The following is an 18,965-nucleotide window of genomic DNA, read 5'->3' as shown; positions in this document are numbered from 1 at the left end:
CTCACCTTCGCCGCGCAGTTCCGCTCCCGCAGCTTCAACAACACGATGCTGATCTACGCCCAGCACTACTCCGCCTTCAAGGAGGGGACGCGTGCCCGAGCCGACGCCGACGTACGTCGCCGGGTTCCACCAGTGGCTCTCCCTCGGGCGGCACGTCGTGAAGGGCCAGCACGGCTACGGGATTCTCGCGCCGGTCACTGCCAGGTTCGCCTCGGCGAACCCGTCGGACGCAGCGTCGTGGCGTCGTCTCTCGCACGGCGAGAAGCCAGGTTCCGGGGAGTCAGTGAGGTCGAAGCTCGTCGGCCTCAAGCCCGCCCACGTCTGGGACGTCTCACAGACGGCTGGCGATCCCGTTCCCGAGTTGCCCCATCCGTACCTGCTGCACGGCCAGGCGCCTGCCGGTCTCTGGGACGGTCTCGCCGATCAGATCACGGCTCTCGGATTTGAGCTCCGCCTGGTCTCCTCCGCCGCCGCGATCGGTGGCGCCAATGGGCTGACCGACTTCCTCGCCCGCGAGGTCTCGGTTCGCATCGACATGGATGACGCCGCTCAGGTGAAAACTCTGGCCCACGAGCTCGGACATGTACTTCTCCACGCTCCTCAGGAGAACGTCATCTCCACAGACCTCGCCGCTGACGCGACCCTGCACCGTGGGATCGCGGAGGTCGAAGCGGAATCGATCGCACTGATGGTCGGCGCAGCGCACGGGCTCGACACGTCGTCGTACACCGTCCCCTACGTGTCGACGTGGGCAGCGAGCGTCCCCGGCAAGACGCCGGTCGATGTCGTCCAGTCGACGGCCGAGCGGGTGAGGACCTCCGCGGTCGGGATCCTCGACAAGCTCGACACCCCCAAGGTCGGCGACGGCAATCCGCTCGGCCTCGATCGGAAGGCGCTTGACCAGCGTGGAACCGAGCCGGTCATTCGCCATGTACGACGCGACGGGGCGGCGCTCGGGCTGTGAAGATCCCAATCGTCCTCCCCACCGTTCGATTCGACATCGACACGGAGGGCCGGCTCGAGGTCAGCGTCGACGGTCAGCCGCACGTCGAAGGCCGACCCCTGACTCGCGACGACCTACGCTCGGTCCTCGACGAGATCACTGCGAGGCGACGCACTGCGGTGCGTGTCGAAGTCCACGAGGCTGACGGCACGACGTACTCGGACATCGAGACTCCCGCGGAGGGCAGTGCTCCGGACGCCATGGAGCCCGAGCCGGAGACGGCCACACCGGCCCTTGCCGGCGCCGGCTTCCGCCCAGGCGAACAGGTCGCTCTCGCCTACGTCGTGGCGCGCCAGGAAGCCGATGCCAACGGCAATGCCGCAATCAACCTCCCACCGGCGCTGCTGAGCGCAACACGCCAAGGGCTGATTCTCCTCGGTCTGACCTCGCTGACGGTCGCGCCAGTCGAGGCGCAGGCATGAACCCGAATGCTGGCAGCGCGAACGACGAGCTCGTCAACCTTGCTCTGGTGGGTCTGATCGCGCTCTTGGGCTTTGGGCTCGTCCTCGGAGTCGCCGGAGAGATCGCCGCCTTCCTGGCCGGCGTGCCGGGTCCCAGTGGCGGTAGTGCCAGCGGGCTTCGGGTCGTCACTGACCCAGGGCACCCCGGAACGGCACTCGGCACACCCGGCCTGTCGACCGAGGCGTACTGGCTTGTCGTCGCAGCCTTGCTCACGCCGATCGGCATCGTTGCGTGGCTTGCTTGGACCGTCATCGCGCGACTACGCCACCGCACCCAGCACGATCCTCACAAGATCGAGGGCATCGCCACCCGCCGCGATATCGACCTTGTCGCGTCGAAGCGAGCACTCGTACGCCGAGGCCAGACCCTCCGCCCCTCGCTCAGCCGTCCGCGTCCGGAGGATGTCGGGTACCTGATCGGGCGCAGCTGCGGCCGAGAGATCTGGGCTTCAGTGGAGGACTCGGTTCTGGTCATCGGACCGCCCCGCTCCGGCAAGGGCTTGCACCTCGTCATCAACGCGATCCTCGATGCCCCCGGAGCCGTCGTCACGACGTCCACGCGGCCGGACAACATCGTCGCCACCATCAACGCGCGTAAGGAACGCGGGCCCGTCGCGGTCTTCGACCCGCAGCACCTGACCGAGGGACTTCCGATCGTCGATGGGAGCGGGGTTCGCTGGTCCCCCCATCCGCGGCTGCGAGGAGCCACTCACCGCGATGATCCGAGCAGCCGGTCTCGCATCGACGACCGGGCTGTCGGCTGGCGGAGTCGAGTCTGGCGGCTTCTGGGAAGGCAAAGCCAGGTCAGCACTCCAGTCGCTCCTCCACGCGGCGGCGATCGAACGGCTACCCACCCGCGCACTCTTCGAGTGGTCACTGTCGCCCTCGGCTGCCACCGATGCGGTCGGCATCCTCGCCAGCCGACGCCAAGCAGCGCCAGGTTGGGCGGACGCTCTGGACGGGATGATCAACGCTGACCCGCGCACACGAGACTCGATCTGGATGGCGGTGAGCCAAGCTCTCGCGTGCCTGGCTGATCCGGCTGTGCTGGAAGCCGTGAGTCCCGACGCGGACGATGCCTTCGATCCGCGCGACTTCCTTGTGCAGAACGGGGCGCTGTACTTGCTGGCGACCGGCGCCGGCGCCGGCGCTTCGTGGCCCCTCGTGGCGGCCTTCGTGGAGGACCTCACCGAGGTAGCTCGGCACCTCGCCGCCGACTCCCCCGGCGCTCGGCTTGATCCCCCGCTCCTCTTGGCACTCGACGAGATCGGCAACCTCGCCCCGCTCCCCTCCCTGCCGGTTCTGATGGCGGAAGGCGGCGGCACCGGCATCACGACGATGCCCGTCCTGCAGTCGCTCTCGCAGGCGCGGAGCAAGTGGGGTGACCACGCGGCCAGCACGATCTGGGACGCCTCGATCGTGAAGGTCATCCTCGGCGGAACGTCAGCCTCAAAGGACCTCCAGGAACTCTCCGTCCTCATCGGCGAGCGCGACGAGCGATCAGACACCGTCACGATCGGCGACTACGGCACGCGGTCCCTCCAGCGGTCGATCAGACGCGCATCCGTGATGCCGCCAGAGCGGATCCGCATGCTCCCGTTCGGCACGGGCCTGGTGCTTCTCCGCAGCGCAGCGCCCATCGTGACGCGCCTGCGACGCTGGACCAATCGGTAAGGGGCCGGTTCACGCCAGTGCCAGGAAGAGCTTCTCCATCTTCTTGGCGTCGACGCTGTCGCGACCACCCTCGGCCAGGCACTTCTCCAAACCGGTGGCTACGAGTGCATAGCCGCCCCGGCTGATGGCCTTGTTGACGGCGGCGAGCTGGGTCAGTGCGTCCTCGCATTCGGAGCCGTCTTCGAGCATGCGGATCACCGATGCGAGATGTCCGTTCGCCCGCTTGAGGCGAGTGATGATCGCCTTGACCTCGTCAGCTTCGAGCTTCATCGCGTGGCCTCCGTTGCGCCCGTAAGGGCCGCCAGCATGCCGGTCAAACGCTGCCGGGCATCCTCGGCGACCTCGGCCACGCCATCGGTCGGGCTGAAGGAAATCATGGCGGCCGGGTCGAAGACCTCCACCCGGGTGGAGTGGCCCTCGTCGGCGACGACAACGTTGCAGGGCAGCATCGCAGCAAGGCGAGGGTCGGCCTCGAGCGCGCGGTGAGCGAGTTGGGGCCGGCAGGCGCCGAGGATCACCTGCGGCGGAATCTCGACACCCAGCTTCGCCTGCAGGGTTGCTGCGAGGTCGATCTCGGTGAGGACGCCGAACCCGGCGTCCCCGAGGAGGTCGCGGACGCGAGCCAAGGTGTCGCCGAACGGCTTCTGGACAGTGGCACTCATCGTGAAGTCGGTCATCTCTTCTCCTTCGTCACGTCGATTCTACATCCCCCCTGGGGGTTATGGTACGGTCCCTCGCGTTATCCCCCGGGGTTAGGTCGAGAGGAGTTCCGCGATGACAGAAACGCAGTACGAGCACGACGCGACGGCGTCCGTCGCGGTCAGGCGAGGGCCGCTGGGTCGGCTCGGCGTCTGGGCCACCGAACACCGGCGACTGGCCACCTGGACGTGGGTGCTGCTGGTCATCGGGCTCGGCATCTTCGCTCCGGCAGTGGAGAAGAACCTCTCCGGCGCCGGCTGGCAGGCCGATGGCTCGGAGTCGGTCGCCGTCCGCGAGCTGGCGCAGGACCACTTCGGCGGCAACGCCAGCCACGCCATCCAGGTGGTCGTGCACAGCACCGAGGGCTCGCTGGAGGAGGGAGACGGGCCGGAGGTTCTGGCCGACGTGACCCGGACTCTCGAGGACGAGCCCCGGCTGGCCGAGGTGATCGCCCCGATGCCCGGGGTCAGCATGTCCGACGACGGATCGACCGCGGTGGTGCTCGCCGGTGCCGGCGTCGACACCAACGAGATGGTCCGCGTCGCCACCGACCTCAAGGGCGACCTTCAGGACCTGTCGACGGACACCGTGCAGGTCAACCCCACGGGCTCCTCGCTGCTGTGGTCGGACTTCAACGAGGCCAACCTCGAGGCGATGCTGACCTCGGAGATGGTCTCCTGGCCGGTCACCCTTGCGATCCTCGTGCTGGCGTTCGGTGCCTTGGTCGCCGCTGGCCTCCCGCTGCTGCTCACGCTCGCCGGCCTGGTTGCGTCCGCGGGCTCCTTGGTGCTGATCAACGAGCTGGTGCCGGTCTCGATCTGGGCGATGAACTTCGCGATGATGTTCGCCCTCGCGCTCGGGATCGACTACGCGCTCTTCCTGGTCGTCCGCTACCGCGCCGCCCGCAAGTCAGGAGCCTCGCCTCGCGACGCGATCGCCGAGACGATGGACACTGCCGGGAAGGCGGTGCTCCTCTCGGGTGCGACGGTGCTCGTGTCGCTGTCCGCGGTGATGCTGGTGCCCTCGCCGTCGTTCCGTTCGATGGCCGGGGGGAATCATGCTCTCGGTCGTCTTCGTGCTCGCCGCGACCCTCACGCTGCTGCCGCTGGTGCTCTTCAAGCTCGACGACAGGATCAACAAGGTCGCCCTGCCTTGGGCGAAGGACAGCGAGCACCGCTCGCCCGCCTTCGCCGCCTGGGGCGAGCGACTGTGGCGCCGCCCGGTCGCGTGGGGCCTCGGCTCGCTGGTCGTGCTGGTGGTGCTGGCTGCCCCGATCCTCGGCCTCAAGACCGCCATGCCGTCGATCAGGGTCCTTCCCGGCGACGCCAGCGCCCGCGTCGGCTATGAGCAGGTCAAGGAGGCCTTCGGGCCCGGCGCTCCCGGAATGCTGCAGGTGGTCGTCGACGGTGACGACGCCAGCGCTGCCGCGCGCGCTCTCCAGGCCGACCCCGGCATCGGCACCGTGCTCCCGGCGATGCCGGCCGATGACGGCACCGACCACCGGATGATCCAGGCCGTACCGACCGTTGACCCGTCCGACGACCAGCTGGTGGAAACCGTCGAACGGCTCCGCGCCGCCCTGCCCGACTCCGCGCTCGTCGGCGGCGCCGCGGTGGAGAACATCGACCTCAAGGCCCAGCTCGACGAGTCGACACCCCTCGTGATCGGGGTCGTGCTCGTCCTCGGCTTCCCTGCTTCTGCTCGTCGCCCTGCAGGCGCCGCTGATCTCCCTGCTCGGCACGCTCGCGAGCCTGCTCTCGACCGCAGCCGCCTTTGGCGTCGCCAGACTGATCTTCCAGGACGGTCATGGCGCCGGGCTGCTCGGGTTCGAGAGCCAGGGCTTCCTCGATGCCTGGGCGCCGGTGTTCTTCTTCGCGATGATCTTCGCCATCGCGATGGACTACACCGTCTTCCTGCTCGCCTCCGCCAAGGAGCACTGGGAGAAGACCGGCGACCCGCGCGAGGCCATGGTCGGCGCGGTCGCGCATTCGGGTCGGGTCATCTTCGCCGCCGGGGGTGTCATGGTCGCGGTGTTCTTCACCTTCGCCCTGTCCGGCCCCCCTGCCGCCGAAGGAGATGGGCGTCATCCTCGGCGTCGCGGTCCTCCTCGACGCCTTCCTCGTCCGGCTCGTGCTGCTGCCGGTGATGCTCCGTCTCTCCGGCCGCGCCGCCTGGGCCACACCCGCATGGCTGTGCCGCGTCCTCCCGAAGATCACCTTCTCTCACGGCTGAAAGGGACCCCATGACCTCCACGAACGAGCACGGCTCATCGCACGGCAAGGCCGTCCTGCGCGAGATCGCGCCCCTCCACGGGGAGCTCCGGCGAGCGATCCCCGAGGTCTACAAGGGTTTCGGCGAGCTGTCGAAGGCGGCGTTCGCCGACGGCGCGCTCGACCGCAAGACCAAGGAGCTGATCGCCTTGGCGATCGGCGTCGTCGAGGGCTGCGACGGGTGCGTCGCGTCCCACGGCCAGGCCGCCGCCCGCGCCGGCGCCACCCCACAGGAGGCAGCCGAGGCCATCGGGGTGACTTTTCTGATGCACGGCGGCCCCGCCACCATCCACGGCGCCCGCGCCTTCGACGCCTTCTGCGAGTTCGTCGACGCCATCGACGCCGGCGAAGCCCCCGCCTGAACCGAAATCCCGAGAGGACCCACCATGTGCCACCCCAAGAAGTGCCGCGCCTGCGGCAAGACCACCTGGGCCGGCTGCGGTCAGCACATCGCCCAGGTCAAGGCCCAGGTCCCGAACGACCAGTGGTGCTCCGGCCACACCGCAGACCCCAAGGACCCCAACGGCGGCTGGCTCAGCCGCATCCTCGGCCGCTGACTCCACACGAAGGAAACCCCGATGAACATCGACCGCATCGTCCTGGCTTTCGCCGGCACCCTGACCCTGCTCAGCGCCGTCCTCGCCACACTCGTCTCCCCCTGGTGGCTCCTCCTCGCGGCGTTCGTCGGCCTCAACCAACTCCAGGCCAGCTTCACCGGCCTTTGTCCGGCCGCGACCATCCTTCGGAGGGCCGGCGTTCGTCCGGGAGCCGCGTTCGGCTGATCGGTGTGCGCCGTACGCTACGCGTCGCCTGCTTCACGCATTGATCGCTGGGCGACGTGACGCGCCGGGTCGGCCACAAGCGACGGCACGCAGTCCCGAGCAGAAGAGAAACCCCCTCGCCCTCGTATCCGAAATGGACCAACAGCATTGGGCTGATCCATGCGTATGGGCACACCCGATCAGGGTGTGTGCCTAGTCAGTAGTAGAACGAGTGAGACATCGACGAGTCCAACGGGCCCTCGTAGCGCGCAACCACAATGAACCCGAGCGATGTGGTTCGCCACACACGCGCTGTGCGCCGCCTGCGCGGTCATCTCCGTGCCCAGTACCCCGTTTTGGCACGGCGTTCCGTGCTGCGCTTCCGCGGTCGTTCCGAACACGCCATCCCGTAGCCGGCGAAGGGGCCGACCAGCGTCACCGTGGCGACGGTAGGGACGATGAATCCCGAGGTTGATCAATGTGATGGTGCGGCGCTCTGCCTGGGACACCGAAGCATGTTTTGGTCGATCAGCGGACCGGCGACAACCGCGCCTTCTGGCCCGGTGGCAAGCAGTGGGCCGGGTCGTGGTGCTCGCGAGAAGGTGTCGGCGAACGACTGGATGCTCGCGTACTATCCACCATAGTATTGAGGCAAGCGAACTAGGACGCTAATCCCGCGAGAGGCAGCCGAATGCAGCACGATCCCAAACTCCAGGGTCACGGCACAGGCCTCGCGCACGAGCAGTGGAGCATGGAGCGCGCCTCATGACGCGCAACGACGCTGGGGCGTGAGCCGAGCCGGTCGCGTGCGCCGTCGCTGATCGCCTTGGCGATCGGGTGCTCGGAGGCGTCCTCGAGGGCGCCGGCGTAGCGGAGCACCTCGTCCGCGTCCTCCCCCTTCTGCGGCGATGACCTCGCGGAGCGTCATCTGGCCGGTGGTGACGGTGCCGGTCTTGTCCAGCACGACGGTGTCGACGCGGCGGGTGGACTCGAGCACCTCAGGGCCCTTGATGAGGATGCCGAGCTGGGCGCCTCGGCCGGTGCCGACCATGAGGGCGGTCGGGGTGGCCAGGCCGAGCGCGCAGGGGCAGGCGATGATCAGGACCGCGACAGCCGCGGTGAACGCCGCCGCGAGCCCGTTGCCGGTGCCCACCCAGAACCCGAGGGTGGCCCGCGGCGAGCAGGATGACGATCGGCACGAAGATGCCGGAGATCCGGTCGGCCAGGCGCTGGACCTGGGCCTTGCCGTTCTGGGCGTCCTCCACGAGTCGCGCCATCTGGGCGAGCTGGGTGTCGGTGCCCACGCGGGTGGCCCGGACGACGAGGCGACCACCGGCGATGACGGTGGCACCGACGACCGCGTCCCCGGGCCTGACCTCGACCGGTACCGATTCCCCGGTGAGCATCGAGGCGTCCACCGCCGAGGTGCCGCGTTCGATCACTCCGTCGGTGGCGATCTTCTCGCCCCGGCGTACGACGAAGAGGTCGCCGACGGCGAGATTCTCCACCGGAATCCTGGTCTCGGTGACGCCGTCTGGCTCCAGTACGGCGACCTCCTTGGCGCCGAGCTCGAGCAGTGCCCTCAGGCCCAGCAGTGGCCTGCCGACCCGGAGTGGTTAGCCGAGTGAAGCAAGCAGGTCGCGGCACGCCTGCTCGCAGCGGCGGCATGCGTCGGCGCAGATGCGGCAGTGCTCATGCATGTCGGCGTGTCGGCCGCATTCATCTCCGCAGGCCTTGCAGGCGGCCGCACACGCTTCGAGGAACGCCCGGGTGATGTTGGCGTCGTAGCCGGTGTGCCGGGACAGGGTCTTGCCGGTCGTTTCGCAGATGTCGGCGCAATCGAGGTTCGTGCGGATGCACTTGGTCAGCTCGGCGACCATGTCCTCGCTGAGGCAGGCGTCGGCACATGCGGTGCAGGCCTGGGCGCATTCGAAACAGGCTTCGATGCATGCGGCGAGCTTGTCCTCGTCGATGTGGCCCAAGTCCTTGGGGTAGGCATTGAGCATCTCGGCGTGTGTCATGACGGGCTCCTCACGCTCTTCGCGGCGCGCCCGGCCACCCGGTGTGGTCGATCGTGGCAACGCGACCGCTATCACTGCCGTACCCCCGCGGCGGAAGAGATATCCGTGCAGCCACACGGATATCTCAGCTGCTTCGCGGGTACGGCAAGGGCCAAGCGAAGATCGCGTGTCGAGAGGTCGGCGTGACCGAGAGAGACAAGGAGCTGCCCGGCGCGGGCAAGGCGGATGACCCCCCACCCGGTGGACCCCGAGAGAGTCGCGCGGGCCCGTGACCGTCTCCCCAGCGCAGAGGAGGGAGACCGGCTCGCCAGCGTGTTGACGCTGATGGCGGACCCTACGCGTGCCCGACTGCTCTATGCCCTGGACGTCGCGGAAGAACTCTGCGTGGGCGACCTTGCCATGGCCCTGGGCGTGAGCGAGGACGCCGCCTCCTACGGCCTGCGGGTGCTGCGCACCGCCGGCCTGGTCACGCCCCGCAGGCAGGGACGGATGGTCTTCTACCGCCTCGCCGAGGGCTTTCCCGAGCCCCTCCGCGAGCACTGCCTGCGCCAGCTGATCGAGATGTCGCGCCGACCCATCGACGACGACCAGGACGACTAGGACACCCCGAGCACGACGAGGAAGGCCCGACATGGAATCCCAGCATGACGACACACAGCACCACGAGAGCACGAAGGGGCACGGTACGAAGCGGATGTACCTGCGGTTCGCGGCGATGATCCTGACGGGCATGGTCGTGATGTACGCGACGATGTTCGTCGGCACCTACGAGTGGAGCCACATCCGGCTCAGCGAAAGCCGCATCTTCATGGCCCTCACCATGGGCGGCGCCATGGGCCTGGTAATGCTCGCCTGGATGTGGAAGATGTACTCCAACACGAAGGTCAACATCGCCATCGTCGCGGCCAGCCTGCTGTTGTTGGGCGCCGGCGTGTTCCTGGACCGAAGCCAGGTCACCGTTGAGGACACCGGCTACATGAAGTCGATGATCCCGCATCACTCGCTGGCGATCACTCGCTCGGAACGCCCCGAGCTCCGCGACGTTCGGGTGTGCCGGCTGGCGGTGGAGATCAGCGAGGCACAGCGTCGGGAGATCCTGGAGATGGACTGGCTGATCGACGACATCGAACGCAACGGTCCCGCCGAGACAGTGGAAGAGGCGGAGTCGCGGCCGGTCCCCGAGTACGACGAGCGAGCGAAGCGTCGGTGCGCAACCCGATGAGTGGTGGCAGGCGGTCGACCGGATCCGCGTGAGCGCTCTTGCATCGCGTCGACGGCTGGTGAGGGGCAAGCCGACACCGGATCGCAGGCTGCCTAAGATCAGGACCATGCGGGACCTCCGAGCTGCGACCCGGGCACCCGGCGCGCGCCTTGCGCTCGCCGCCGTGGCGGTGGCCTTGTTCGGGCTCATGTCGATGCATGGCTGGGGCTCCCACACCGGCGCACACCTGGCGGCCCCGCTCCCAGGCCCGAGCGCCATCACGGCCGCGACGCACGCACACGGCGGTACCACCGATACCGGCGACGCGCGCCTCGTCATGGACGAGTCGAGCGAGCCGGCGTCCGGCCACCCGACCCAAGCCCCGGACGGCGACGGAGACGGCGGGCTCCTCGAGCTCTGCCTGGCGATCCTCGCCGGGATCCTCCTCGGCGTCGCACTGCTGCTGGGCCGACGCCGCATCCGCCTTGCTCGGGGCACGCTCCAGAAATGGTCGCTTCCGGTGTTCATCGGGCGGGACCGTGACCCGCCCGACCTGCGCAGACTCTGCGTGATCCGCTGCTGACAGGCACTCGCCACGAGACACCCACCGGGTGACTCGGACATTCGCCTGCCCAAACAACGATCACACAGATGGAGAAACACCCATGCGCAAGACCCTCACCGCCGCCCTCGTCGCGGCCTCCTTGCTCACCCTCGCGGGGTGCGGCAACGAAGATGACAGCGACTCCGCAGCCGCGCACAACGACGCCGACGTCACCTTCGCCCAACAGATGATCCCCCACCACCAGCAGGCCATCGAGATGGCCCAGCTCGCTGAGACCCGCGCCCAGAGCCCCGACGTCAAGGACCTGGCCGCCGACATCGAGGCGGCCCAGGACCCCGAGATCGAGACCATGACCGGGTGGCTGGACTCCTGGGGCGAAGAGGCACCCGGTGACGGTGAGCACGGCGGGCACGACATGTCCTCCGACGACATGGCCGGGATGATGACCGAGGAGGAGATGGCTGACCTCGAGGACTCTTCGGGATCCGCGTTCGACCAGATGTTCCTCACCATGATGATCGAGCACCACCAGGGCGCGATCGAGATGGCGCAGACCGAGCAGGCCGAGGGCGAGTTCCCCGACGCCCTCGCAATGGCCAAGCAGATCGAGAGCGCCCAGACCGAGGAGATCCAGACGATGCAGGAACTGCTCAAGCCCTGACGTCGTCCCGGTGTCGGGCAGGCGCGCCCGCGCGCGCCTGCCCGACACCCCTCACACCGGAGTCCACGCCATGAACCGAACCACCCTCGCCACCGCGACCCTCGCGCTCACCACGACCCTTCTGGCGGCCGGGTGCAGCAACAAAACCCCGACCCAGGTCCCCTCCCCCGACGCCACAGAGGTCGGCCACATCCACGGGCTCGGCATCGATCCCGCCGACGACACCCTCTACGTCGCCACCCACTTCGGACTCTTCCACGTCACGGACGACGAAGAGCCCACCCGGGTCGCCGACCGGTATCAGGACACCATGGCCTTCACCGTGGTGGGACCGGGCCACTTCCTGGGTAGCGGCCACCCCGACCTCCGCGAGGACCTGCCCCCCGCACCTCGGCCTCATCGAGTCCACCGATGCCGGCCAGACGTGGAAGCCGCTCGCCCTCCAGGGCGAGGCGGACTTCCATATCCTCGAGCCTGCCGGCGACGTGCTCTACGCCTACGACGCCACCTCCGGTCGCCTGCTGCGCACCGAGGACCGAGCAACCTTCGAAGAGGTGGTGACAGCGCCACTGCTCAGCGTCGCAGCCACGCAAGCCCGGGACCAGCTGATCGCGACCACAGACCAGGCACAGCTCGTCACCATCAATCCCGGGACCGGCGAGACGCGCAAGCTCGGCGGCCCGACCGCCATCTACCTCGACACCGCACCCGACGGCACCCTGGCCGGGATCGCTCCGGACGGGACTGTCCGCATCAGCTCCGATGACGGACAAACCTGGAAGGATGTCGGCTCGATCGATGGGCAGCCGGCCGCCTTCACGATCAGCGAGCAGGGTTGGTATGCCGCTACCGAGACCACCGTCTTCCGGTCCACCGATGCCGGTGCGACCTGGACCCGAGTTCTCTGATCCGGGGCGACAACGATGAGCAAGCACAGAGCAACGCCGCGTCACAACGGCGCCCATCGCGCACCCAGGCGACGGCCCCCGGCCTGGCTCGCCGGGCTGGCGGTGCTGCTGACATTCTCCGTGGTCGCGGTGCCCGCGCTGCTCATCGCGCAAGACGTCCCTGAGCTCGACGACGCCGATCGAGATACTGCTGTCTCACCGCCGTCCAACTTGGCGGCACCTTCCCCCGCCGCAGGCTAGCGGGCAGCCGGTCGGGGAGGTAGCGGTGGGCCGAGACCGTAGCCCGGCACCCCCCAAGCGCACTCCCCCGGCCCCACGAGTTCCCGAACAGGGCCCGGGCACCTTCCAGGTCGCGGCCGCGCCAGCCATCTCCACCGAGGGAGCCACCACCTACCGGGTCGAGGTCGAGGACGGACTGCCCTTCCCGGCGTCGCAGGTCGCGCAGTTCGTCGAAGAGACATTGACCGACCAGCGGGGCTGGGCAACCCGCCATCAGCTCGTCCGCGTCGACGGCCACGCCGACCTGCGCATCGTCGTCGCAACCCCGGAGACTGTGGACGAGCTGTGCGCCCCGCTCGACACCGGCGGCCGGCTCTCTTGCCGCAACGGCGACAACGTGGTCATCAACGCCTGGAGGTGGCAGTTCGGCGCGGAGAGCTACCCCCGGCGATTTGGAAGGGTATCGGCGCTACGTCGTCAACCACGAGACCGGCCACGCGCTCGGCTACGCCCACGTCGGCTGCCCCGGATCCGGAGAATTGGCGCCGGTCATGCTGCAACAGACCAAAGGGCTAGAGGGCTGCGAACCGAACCCGTGGCCCGCGCACGTAGACCTTGTCGGCCACTGACCACGCCGCGCGCACGACCCTCGCGGCGACGCACTTTCTCATGGGTGGCGCGCTCACCGACTGCGCATCTTGCGCGAGCCGGGAGTCATGCGGGGCGGGGCGAGTACATGATCACCGCGACTATCCGAACAGGCCCGCCGAGACATGTTTGGTCGATCAGCGGACCGGCGACAACCGCGCCTTCTGGGCCGGTGGCAATCAGTGGGCCGGGTCGTAGTGCTCACGTCAGGCGCCCGCGAGCAACTGGATACTCGCGTACTATCCGCCATAGTATTGAGGCAAGCGAGCTAGGACGCTCATCCCGCGAGAGGCAGCCGAATGCAGCACGATCCCAAACTCCAAGGTCACGGGAACAGGCCTCGTGAACGAGCAACGGAGCAGGGAGCGGCCGCCTCCATGGCGTCCAACAGCTATGGCGCCGATGCTGTACCAACTCGCGGACGTCCTTCGGTGAGTTGGGACCGGCGAGATGGGCATATCGCCGTCACCATCGTTGCCCTCGGTCTCACCGCCATCGCGGTTGGGATGGCGATCTTCGGGCTGCCGCCGTTCAGCCTCGGCTCGCCGATCCACGAGCTGGGTATCACGTGTCCGTTCTGTGGCGGCACGAGGTCCGCTCGATTGACGACTCAGGGGCACCTCGCGGAGGCCTGGCGTTACAACCCGTTGGGCATCCTCGTCGTCGCCGTCTCAGCGGTTGTCGTCGTGCGAGCAGCATTTGGAGCCGTTACGCGGCGGTGGCTCAACGTTGCTGTCCAACTTACGCCTCGAACGCGGCGGGTGCTGCTCGTCGCCGGCCTAGTGCTCTTGGTGCTTCTTGCGATCAGGCAGCAGATGCGGGCCGATCTCCTTCTGGGGGGCTGAGGCGGCCTCGGGGCCACTGGCACCATATCAGGAGGGGCGGCGGGCGATCTGCTGGATGGGGAAGCCCCGTTCGGGGATCGCGGGGAGCCTCCGGTAGTCGATGGGGGCGGCTGGCTGTCCGGGCTTGTACTCCATGTGCCTGGCCAGCTGATCCAGAGCGACGCCCATGAGGCGGGTTGAGATGGGCTCGCCCGGGCACCGATGGTGCACCGACGGATCGCCGCCACCCTGGGGCACGAACGCGAACGGGTCCGGGTCGGCTCCGAGGAACCGTTCGGGGTCGAAGCGCTCCGGGTGTTCCCACGCTCGGGGGTCCCGGTTTGTTCCGTACAGGTCGAGCAGGACCCGCCGGCCCTTGGGGAAGTGGTGACCTCGCCATTGGAAGTCATCGCGCACGATGGCGGTGACGGCCGGGAAGAACGGGTAGGTGCGCCGAACCTCCTCGATGAATGCCAAGTCTTCAGTGCCGTCGCCCTGCGCCAGGCGGTCCCGCCAAGCGCGGTGCACGTCGAGTGCGTGTGCGAGGAACGTGATGTAGACGGCCGTGGCGACGGTGGGTCGGAGGACGTTGAGCAGTTCCACGGCGGCGATCCGGAGCTCCATCGGCCGTCCGTCGGGTTCTTGGTGGCTCGCGATCACCGATGCAGCGGCTGAGTCGGGGACGGCCAGTTGATCGGAGCGGATCTGCTCGAGGACATTTGTCGTCCATCGTTCAGCTGCCTTCCGTTCCGCGCGTGACCGCAGGTGTCCCAGTCCGACGTCGCCGGCGGCGTCGAAGAGGGCGGTCAACTGCCGAGTCCGGACCTCGACCTCCGCCTCTGGAAGGGGGACGCCGGCCCATTCGCAGGCCGCTCGGGTCAGGCGCAGCTGCACCTGTGGGTACAGGTCGATCTGACCGGCCACCTCCCAGTCCCCGACCGCTCTCTGCCACTCTCGGGTGACGACCTCGGCCAAGGCTTCGACCCGGGCGGGCTGGTTGATGCGGAGGAACATTGCCTTGCGGCGTCGGTGGTGCTCCCCATCGAGGCCCTGTACTCCACCCTGGCCGAAGAGAGTCTTCTGCAGGGGTGGCGGTGCGGCTCCGGCCCGCTGGAACCGCGTCGGGTCGTAGAGGATCTCGGCGGCTTCGGCGCCGGTCATGCAGGTCGTACGGCGCAGCAGCAGCCGTGTCTCGAAGACGTCGTCGTCGAGTTCGGCGGCTCGGCGGGACACGAATCGATAGGGGTCTCGCAGGAGCGCGAGCGTGCTGTCGACGGACTTGATCGCAGAAGGTGTCACGGGTGCTCCTTCGTGGGCGGCGCTTCGACGCTATTGGCAGTTCCCGGCTCGGTGCAGCGCACACTGTTCCCATTGATCTCCCATTGTTCACGCCTCTGAGCGACGGCGACCCACGTAGTCACTTGCCAACGCAGGTGCGCCACCGGGTCCGCAGGAGCGAGTCGTGGCGGTTGTGGTGTGGCGGCCACGAGGGTCTTCACCTTCTTGAGCAGCACTGGTCAGCGCGCATTGTCGTCGGGGACGCTGGTCGCCTGCGGCGACTGCCGACCGTCCTCGATGTCAGGTGAGGGTTTCCCTGGAAGGAGCAAGCCCGTGAGTAGCGCGCTGACCCCTGCGGTGACGGCTGTCGCGATCAGAACTAGCGACATGCCGTGCAGGTAGGCGGCGTTCGCGCTTACGGCGAGGGATGGCTCACCGATCCGCGCGGCGGCGGTGAGCGCGCCGGCGATGAACTCACGTGCGGCGGCTGCCGCCTCGGCCGGCAGTCCCGCGGTGTCCACCCGGCCGGCGTAGCCCTCAGCCAGCAGGCTGCCGAGCAGTGCGACGCCGAGGGCGCCGCCGGTCTGGCGCAGAGTCATGGTGATCGCGGTGCCCGATCCGGCCTGCTCGGTCGGCAGCGCATCGAGCACGGCATCCATGGCAGGGGCGAGCGCCATCCCGATGCCGAGGCCCGCTATGGCGAGCCATGCTGCGACGAACCCGTATCCGGACGCCACGTCCGTTGTTGCACCCACTCCGGCACCCGCAGCAAGCACTGCCAGGCCAGCAGAGACCGGCACCCGGTAGCCGACACGCGCCGCGAGCCGCTCCCCCGTCGGTGCACCGACAACCAGTCCGCCGATCAGCGGTAGCAAGCGGACCCCCGTAGCGAGGGGGTCGTGACCGGCGACGAACTGCAGGTACTGCGGTACCGCGAATAGCAGGCCGAGCATGCCGAACGTCACGAGCACGCCCGCGACGCTGGCCCACAGGAACTGAGGTTGGGCGAACAGGCGCAGGTCGATCATCGGTTCGCGTACGCGCAACTCCCACGCGGTGAAGCCCGCCAGCAGTACCAGCCCGGCGCTGATGGGGCCCACGGTCACCGGATCGGACCAGCCGCGCGTGGGGGCCTCGATGACCCCATACACGAGTGAGGTCAGCCCGACGGTGGACAGGACCGCGCCGCCGATGTCAGGGCGACGGGGTGATGGGTCGCGCGATTCCGGGAGCAAGACCGCGATGGCGACGGCACCGACGAGCGCAACGGGGAGGTTGATGAGGAAAAATGGAGCCCCACCAGAAGTGCTCGAGCAGGTAGCCGCCGATGATCGGCCCCAGTGGGATGCCCACGCCGAGACCCATCACCAGGATGGAGACGGCCTTGCCGCGCTCGGAGGGTCCGAAGAGGGCGGCGAGGACAGCGAAGGCGACTGGCATCAAAATGGCGGCGCCCACACCCATCACTCCGCGAGCAGCGATCACCAGGGCGGCTGAATCTGCCCACGCTGCGATCGCGGAGGAGATCCCGAAGAGCCCCAGCCCGATCAGAAGCAGACGCCTGCGGCCATACCGGTCCCCGAGGGCCCCGCAGGTGAGCATGAGTCCGGCGATCACCAGGACGTAGGCATTGACCATCCACTGCAAGCCGTCGGTGCCGACATCCAGCTTGGTCGCGATGGTCGGGAGCGCGACGTTCATGATCGTGATGTCGAAGCCGAGCGTCAGGACAGCCAAGCCCAGGGCCGCGAGCGCCCACCATCTCCGCGGGTCGTCGTAGCTCGTCGTCACTATGCTCCTCCTTCCGGGTCGGGCGGTGGATCAGTCGGTGAGGCCGAGCCGGTTGTGCAGGCGACGCAGCGGCGCGGGGGCCCACCAGTTCGCCTCGCCGGCGAGCCGCATGATCGCGGGAACGAGCAGGCCGCGGATGATGGTGGCGTCGAGGACGACCGCCAATGTCAGACCGACGCCAATGACCTTCAGAGCGGTCAGGTTCGAGGCGGCCAGGGCCACGAAGACGGTGACGAGGATCGCGGCGGCGGCGGTGATCAGTCCACCGGTGCGTTGCAGGCCTTGGGCTACCGCGTCGGTGGTGCTGGCGCCGTTGCGATGAGCCTCGGTGATGCGCGACAGCAGGAAGACCTCGTAGTCCATCGACAACCCGAATGCGATGCAGAAGACCAGCACCGGCAAGGTGGTTTCCAGGGTGCCGGTTGGGGGTGAAGTCACCGACCAGCCAGCGCAGGTGTCCTTCCTGGAACACATACACTAGGGCGCCGAACGTGGCGCTCAGGCTGAGCAGGTTGGTCACGATCGCTTTCAGCGGGATGAGCAGCGACCCGGTGAACAGAAACAGCAGGACGAAGGTCGACAGCGCTATCACGGCCAGCGCCCACGGCAACCGGTCCGCGATCGTGTCGGTGGCATCGACGAGGGTGGCTGCGGAGCCGCCGACCAGCACGTATCCGGGCGCCGGCTGGTCGCGGATCTCGGACACGACATCGCGTGCGTCGGTGGGGTCCGCGGCAGAGGGTGTGACGGCTAGCCATGTTCCGGAGGGGGCGGTAAAGCGGGCACTCAGGCTTGCGTCGTCCTTGCCGGTGCTGGTGGTCGGTCGGCCTTCCGCGTACTGGCCGGTGGCGGTCTCGACACTCCTCACCCCGGGCAGGGTTGAGAGTTGTGCGGCGTAGTCCTCCAGCTCGTCAAGCCCGGAGCCGGCGGCGGCTTCCGATGGGAGTACCACCGCGATCTGGTCCTCGGCCGCCGCCGGGAAGTCGCGGGCCAGTTGTTCGGCGGCTTCGGCGACGGGGTGCTCTGCGGGCAGGGTGCGGTGGTCCAGCAGTCCGAACCGCACGCCAGCGAACGGCAGGAGCAGCAAGACGAGCACGGCGCTGACCGAGACGAGGATCAGGACGGGGCGGCGCATGACGAGGGCGGCGATCCGGTGCCAGGTCTGCCGCTCTTCTCCTACGCTGGCCCGGCGTCGGATGATCCGCCGGCGGATCGGGGCGAACAGGTCGGCCCGGTCGAGCCGGTGCCCGACCAGGGCGAGAAGCGCGGGGACGACGACCACCGCAGTCACCGCGGCGAGCGCGGTGACCGCGATCCCGGCGAACCCCAGCGACCGCAGGAAGGGCATCGGGAACAACAGGAGCGCCGACAGGGAGAGTGCCACCGTGACCGCGGAGAACACGACGGTGCGTCCGGCGGTCCGCATGGCGATCACCACCGCGGACTCGACCGAGCGCCCCCCTGCGGCGTTCCTCACGGAACCGGGTGACCAGGAACAGGCTGTAGTCCACCGCCAGTCCGAATCCCAGAGCGGTCGTCAGGTTGAGGGCGTAGCTCGACATGGTCGTGGCGTCGGCGATCAGGCCGAGCACTGCCAGCGTCCCGACGACCGCTCCAGCGCCAACGAGGAGGGGCAGGCCTGCCGCGATCGCCGATCCGAAGACCAGCAGCAATACGAGAAGGGTGATCGGCAAGGTCACCATCTCCGCAGAAACCAGGTCGCTCTCCGCCTGTTCGTCCACCGCCAGGCCCACCGCCGCCGGACCGGTCGGGCTCACGTGCAGGCCGCTCGACGCCCCCTCGAGGTCGTCGATGATCCTTCCCGCCGTCTCCTGCGCCGCGTGCTCGCCACCTGTCAGTTGCAAGGCAATCAGGGCTGCTCGGTGGTCGGCTGCGCGCAGTGACTGGTCCGGTGTGGTCCAGTAGGACTGCACGCCGGCGACTCCGGGCGTCTGGCTGAGTTGCTCGGTGAGTTCGCGTC

General features: G+C 68.4%; 25 protein-coding genes and 1 pseudogene. 17 read left to right on the top strand and 9 right to left on the bottom strand.

Annotation, left to right across the window (positions count from 1 at the left end):
* The first annotated feature begins 91 nt into the window (after positions 1–91).
* Genes MF408_RS20200 through MF408_RS20185 form a run of 4 tightly spaced genes read left to right on the top strand, consistent with a single transcriptional unit; the run spans position 92 to position 3,138 of the window.
* Positions 92–964 carry a serine/arginine repetitive matrix protein 2 gene (locus tag MF408_RS20200; protein WP_240249148.1) on the top strand — a complete coding sequence of 291 codons (873 nt, stop codon included), beginning with the start codon at positions 92–94 and terminating at the stop codon, positions 962–964.
* Positions 961–1,425 carry a hypothetical protein gene (locus tag MF408_RS20195; RefSeq protein WP_240249147.1) on the top strand — a complete coding sequence of 155 codons (465 nt, stop codon included), beginning with the start codon at positions 961–963 and terminating at the stop codon, positions 1,423–1,425. Before MF408_RS20200 ends, MF408_RS20195 begins: the two co-directional genes overlap by 4 nt.
* On the top strand, positions 1,422–2,441 hold the full coding sequence (locus MF408_RS20190; RefSeq protein ID WP_240249146.1) for a type IV secretory system conjugative DNA transfer family protein: 1,020 nt from the start codon (positions 1,422–1,424) through the stop codon (positions 2,439–2,441). The genes MF408_RS20195 and MF408_RS20190 overlap by 4 nt, the downstream gene beginning before the upstream one ends.
* The gene (locus MF408_RS20185) at positions 2,428–3,138 is read left to right on the top strand and encodes a type IV secretory system conjugative DNA transfer family protein (RefSeq protein ID WP_240249145.1); all 711 of its coding nucleotides are present in this window, start codon (positions 2,428–2,430) and stop codon (positions 3,136–3,138) included. The genes MF408_RS20190 and MF408_RS20185 overlap by 14 nt, the downstream gene beginning before the upstream one ends.
* A 9-nt stretch (positions 3,139–3,147) precedes the next feature.
* Here the strand turns inward: MF408_RS20185 and MF408_RS20180 are convergent, their stop codons facing one another.
* Both MF408_RS20180 and MF408_RS20175 read right to left on the bottom strand, forming a co-directional pair.
* Positions 3,148–3,408, bottom strand: a complete 261-nt coding sequence (locus MF408_RS20180; RefSeq protein WP_240249144.1) for a metal-sensitive transcriptional regulator — start codon at positions 3,406–3,408, stop codon at positions 3,148–3,150.
* Positions 3,405–3,815, bottom strand: coding sequence for a DUF302 domain-containing protein (locus tag MF408_RS20175; RefSeq protein ID WP_240249143.1), 411 nt, complete (start codon positions 3,813–3,815; stop codon positions 3,405–3,407). Before MF408_RS20175 ends, MF408_RS20180 begins: the two co-directional genes overlap by 4 nt.
* A gap of 97 nt (positions 3,816–3,912) precedes the next feature.
* Between MF408_RS20175 and MF408_RS20170 the strand changes: the two genes are divergently transcribed.
* From MF408_RS20170 to MF408_RS20150, 5 genes are all read left to right on the top strand, one after another.
* The gene (locus MF408_RS20170; RefSeq protein ID WP_240249142.1) at positions 3,913–5,184 is read left to right on the top strand and encodes an MMPL family transporter; all 1,272 of its coding nucleotides are present in this window, start codon (positions 3,913–3,915) and stop codon (positions 5,182–5,184) included.
* 344 nt (positions 5,185–5,528) lie between these two features.
* Positions 5,529–6,083, top strand: coding sequence for an MMPL family transporter (locus MF408_RS20165; protein ID WP_345893963.1), 555 nt, complete (start codon positions 5,529–5,531; stop codon positions 6,081–6,083).
* Positions 6,080–6,469, top strand: coding sequence for a carboxymuconolactone decarboxylase family protein (locus tag MF408_RS20160; protein WP_240249141.1), 390 nt, complete (start codon positions 6,080–6,082; stop codon positions 6,467–6,469). The genes MF408_RS20165 and MF408_RS20160 overlap by 4 nt, the downstream gene beginning before the upstream one ends.
* 24 nt (positions 6,470–6,493) lie before the next feature.
* Positions 6,494–6,664, top strand: coding sequence for a hypothetical protein (locus MF408_RS20155; protein WP_240249140.1), 171 nt, complete (start codon positions 6,494–6,496; stop codon positions 6,662–6,664).
* A 21-nt stretch (positions 6,665–6,685) separates the two neighbouring features.
* Positions 6,686–6,889: a DUF2892 domain-containing protein gene (locus tag MF408_RS20150; protein WP_240249139.1), complete on the top strand. Its 204-nt coding sequence runs from the start codon at positions 6,686–6,688 to the stop codon at positions 6,887–6,889.
* Between the two features lie 759 nt (positions 6,890–7,648).
* On the opposite strand, the pseudogene MF408_RS20145 reads toward MF408_RS20150, so the two are convergent.
* Together MF408_RS20145 and MF408_RS20140 are read right to left on the bottom strand one after the other, a co-directional pair.
* Positions 7,649–8,454, bottom strand: a pseudogene (locus MF408_RS20145) (HAD-IC family P-type ATPase); the annotation flags it as partial.
* 30 nt (positions 8,455–8,484) lie between these two features.
* Positions 8,485–8,889, bottom strand: a complete 405-nt coding sequence (locus MF408_RS20140; protein ID WP_240249138.1) for a four-helix bundle copper-binding protein — start codon at positions 8,887–8,889, stop codon at positions 8,485–8,487.
* A gap of 315 nt (positions 8,890–9,204) precedes the next feature.
* Here MF408_RS20140 and MF408_RS20135 point away from each other — a divergent pair, with 315 nt between their 5' ends.
* The 4 genes from MF408_RS20135 to MF408_RS20120 all read left to right on the top strand — a co-directional run bounded on the left by MF408_RS20135 (position 9,205) and on the right by MF408_RS20120 (position 11,316).
* Complete coding sequence (locus tag MF408_RS20135; protein WP_275693248.1) at positions 9,205–9,489, top strand: metalloregulator ArsR/SmtB family transcription factor; 285 nt, start codon at positions 9,205–9,207, stop codon at positions 9,487–9,489.
* Between the two features lie 94 nt (positions 9,490–9,583).
* Positions 9,584–10,111 carry a DUF305 domain-containing protein gene (locus MF408_RS20130; RefSeq protein WP_240249137.1) on the top strand — a complete coding sequence of 176 codons (528 nt, stop codon included), beginning with the start codon at positions 9,584–9,586 and terminating at the stop codon, positions 10,109–10,111.
* A gap of 106 nt (positions 10,112–10,217) precedes the next feature.
* Positions 10,218–10,673, top strand: coding sequence for a DUF6153 family protein (locus MF408_RS20125; protein ID WP_240249136.1), 456 nt, complete (start codon positions 10,218–10,220; stop codon positions 10,671–10,673).
* 82 nt (positions 10,674–10,755) lie between these two features.
* Complete coding sequence (locus tag MF408_RS20120) at positions 10,756–11,316, top strand: DUF305 domain-containing protein (RefSeq protein ID WP_240249135.1); 561 nt, start codon at positions 10,756–10,758, stop codon at positions 11,314–11,316.
* Here the strand turns inward: MF408_RS20120 and MF408_RS20115 are convergent.
* Positions 11,306–11,725 (bottom strand): hypothetical protein, encoded by a 420-nt coding sequence (locus MF408_RS20115; RefSeq protein WP_240249134.1) that lies wholly within the window; start codon positions 11,723–11,725, stop codon positions 11,306–11,308. The genes MF408_RS20120 and MF408_RS20115 overlap by 11 nt on opposite strands.
* Before the next feature lie 76 nt (positions 11,726–11,801).
* On the opposite strand from MF408_RS20115, the gene MF408_RS20110 reads away from it, so the two are divergent.
* Both MF408_RS20110 and MF408_RS20105 read left to right on the top strand, forming a co-directional pair.
* Positions 11,802–12,224, top strand: coding sequence for a hypothetical protein (locus tag MF408_RS20110; protein WP_240249133.1), 423 nt, complete (start codon positions 11,802–11,804; stop codon positions 12,222–12,224).
* A 1,244-nt stretch (positions 12,225–13,468) separates the two neighbouring features.
* Positions 13,469–13,936 carry a DUF2752 domain-containing protein gene (locus tag MF408_RS20105; RefSeq protein WP_240249132.1) on the top strand — a complete coding sequence of 156 codons (468 nt, stop codon included), beginning with the start codon at positions 13,469–13,471 and terminating at the stop codon, positions 13,934–13,936.
* 27 nt (positions 13,937–13,963) lie between these two features.
* On the opposite strand, the gene MF408_RS20100 is transcribed toward MF408_RS20105, so the two are convergent.
* The 4 genes from MF408_RS20100 to MF408_RS25965 form a co-directional block, all read right to left on the bottom strand.
* On the bottom strand, positions 13,964–15,214 hold the full coding sequence (locus MF408_RS20100; RefSeq protein ID WP_240249131.1) for a cytochrome P450: 1,251 nt from the start codon (positions 15,212–15,214) through the stop codon (positions 13,964–13,966).
* A gap of 218 nt (positions 15,215–15,432) precedes the next feature.
* The gene (locus MF408_RS20095) at positions 15,433–16,428 is read right to left on the bottom strand and encodes an MFS transporter (RefSeq protein WP_345893778.1); all 996 of its coding nucleotides are present in this window, start codon (positions 16,426–16,428) and stop codon (positions 15,433–15,435) included.
* Entirely contained in the window at positions 16,388–16,984 is a 597-nt protein-coding gene (locus MF408_RS25970) for an MFS transporter (RefSeq protein ID WP_275693247.1), read from the bottom strand. Before MF408_RS25970 ends, MF408_RS20095 begins: the two co-directional genes overlap by 41 nt.
* 30 nt (positions 16,985–17,014) lie before the next feature.
* Positions 17,015–17,458 carry an MMPL family transporter gene (locus MF408_RS25965; RefSeq protein ID WP_275693246.1) on the bottom strand — a complete coding sequence of 148 codons (444 nt, stop codon included), beginning with the start codon at positions 17,456–17,458 and terminating at the stop codon, positions 17,015–17,017.
* Between the two features lie 17 nt (positions 17,459–17,475).
* Between MF408_RS25965 and MF408_RS25960 the strand changes: the two genes are divergently transcribed.
* Both MF408_RS25960 and MF408_RS20085 read left to right on the top strand, forming a co-directional pair.
* Positions 17,476–17,883: a hypothetical protein gene (locus MF408_RS25960; protein ID WP_275693245.1), complete on the top strand. Its 408-nt coding sequence runs from the start codon at positions 17,476–17,478 to the stop codon at positions 17,881–17,883.
* A gap of 405 nt (positions 17,884–18,288) precedes the next feature.
* Positions 18,289–18,888, top strand: coding sequence for a hypothetical protein (locus MF408_RS20085; protein ID WP_240252194.1), 600 nt, complete (start codon positions 18,289–18,291; stop codon positions 18,886–18,888).
* Positions 18,889–18,965 lie beyond the last annotated feature (77 nt).

Source organism: Nocardioides sp. TF02-7, from assembly GCF_022437945.1.
Classification (GTDB): Bacteria; Actinomycetota; Actinomycetes; order Propionibacteriales; family Nocardioidaceae; genus Nocardioides.
The sequence above is the reverse complement of the archived record's forward strand: the minus strand, read 5'-3'. Positions and strand labels throughout refer to the sequence as shown.

Excerpts from the sequence above, each read along its gene's own strand:
- MF408_RS20140 (WP_240249138.1), bottom strand. The coding sequence starts at position 8,889 with ATGACACACGCCGAGATGCTCAATGCCTACCCCAAGGACTTGGGCCAC.
- MF408_RS20180 (WP_240249144.1), bottom strand. The coding sequence starts at position 3,408 with ATGAAGCTCGAAGCTGACGAGGTCAAGGCGATCATCACTCGCCTCAAG.
- MF408_RS20150 (WP_240249139.1), top strand. The coding sequence starts at position 6,686 with ATGAACATCGACCGCATCGTCCTGGCTTTCGCCGGCACCCTGACCCTG.
- MF408_RS20190 (WP_240249146.1), top strand. The coding sequence starts at position 1,422 with ATGAACCCGAATGCTGGCAGCGCGAACGACGAGCTCGTCAACCTTGCT.
- MF408_RS20125 (WP_240249136.1), top strand. The coding sequence starts at position 10,218 with ATGCGGGACCTCCGAGCTGCGACCCGGGCACCCGGCGCGCGCCTTGCG.
- MF408_RS20130 (WP_240249137.1), top strand. The coding sequence starts at position 9,584 with ATGTACCTGCGGTTCGCGGCGATGATCCTGACGGGCATGGTCGTGATG.
- MF408_RS20185 (WP_240249145.1), top strand. The coding sequence starts at position 2,428 with ATGATCAACGCTGACCCGCGCACACGAGACTCGATCTGGATGGCGGTG.
- MF408_RS20170 (WP_240249142.1), top strand. The coding sequence starts at position 3,913 with ATGACAGAAACGCAGTACGAGCACGACGCGACGGCGTCCGTCGCGGTC.
- MF408_RS20155 (WP_240249140.1), top strand. The coding sequence starts at position 6,494 with ATGTGCCACCCCAAGAAGTGCCGCGCCTGCGGCAAGACCACCTGGGCC.
- MF408_RS25965 (WP_275693246.1), bottom strand. The coding sequence starts at position 17,458 with ATGTGTTCCAGGAAGGACACCTGCGCTGGCTGGTCGGTGACTTCACCC.
- MF408_RS20160 (WP_240249141.1), top strand. The coding sequence starts at position 6,080 with ATGACCTCCACGAACGAGCACGGCTCATCGCACGGCAAGGCCGTCCTG.
- MF408_RS20175 (WP_240249143.1), bottom strand. The coding sequence starts at position 3,815 with ATGACCGACTTCACGATGAGTGCCACTGTCCAGAAGCCGTTCGGCGAC.
- MF408_RS20105 (WP_240249132.1), top strand. The coding sequence starts at position 13,469 with ATGGCGTCCAACAGCTATGGCGCCGATGCTGTACCAACTCGCGGACGT.
- MF408_RS20120 (WP_240249135.1), top strand. The coding sequence starts at position 10,756 with ATGCGCAAGACCCTCACCGCCGCCCTCGTCGCGGCCTCCTTGCTCACC.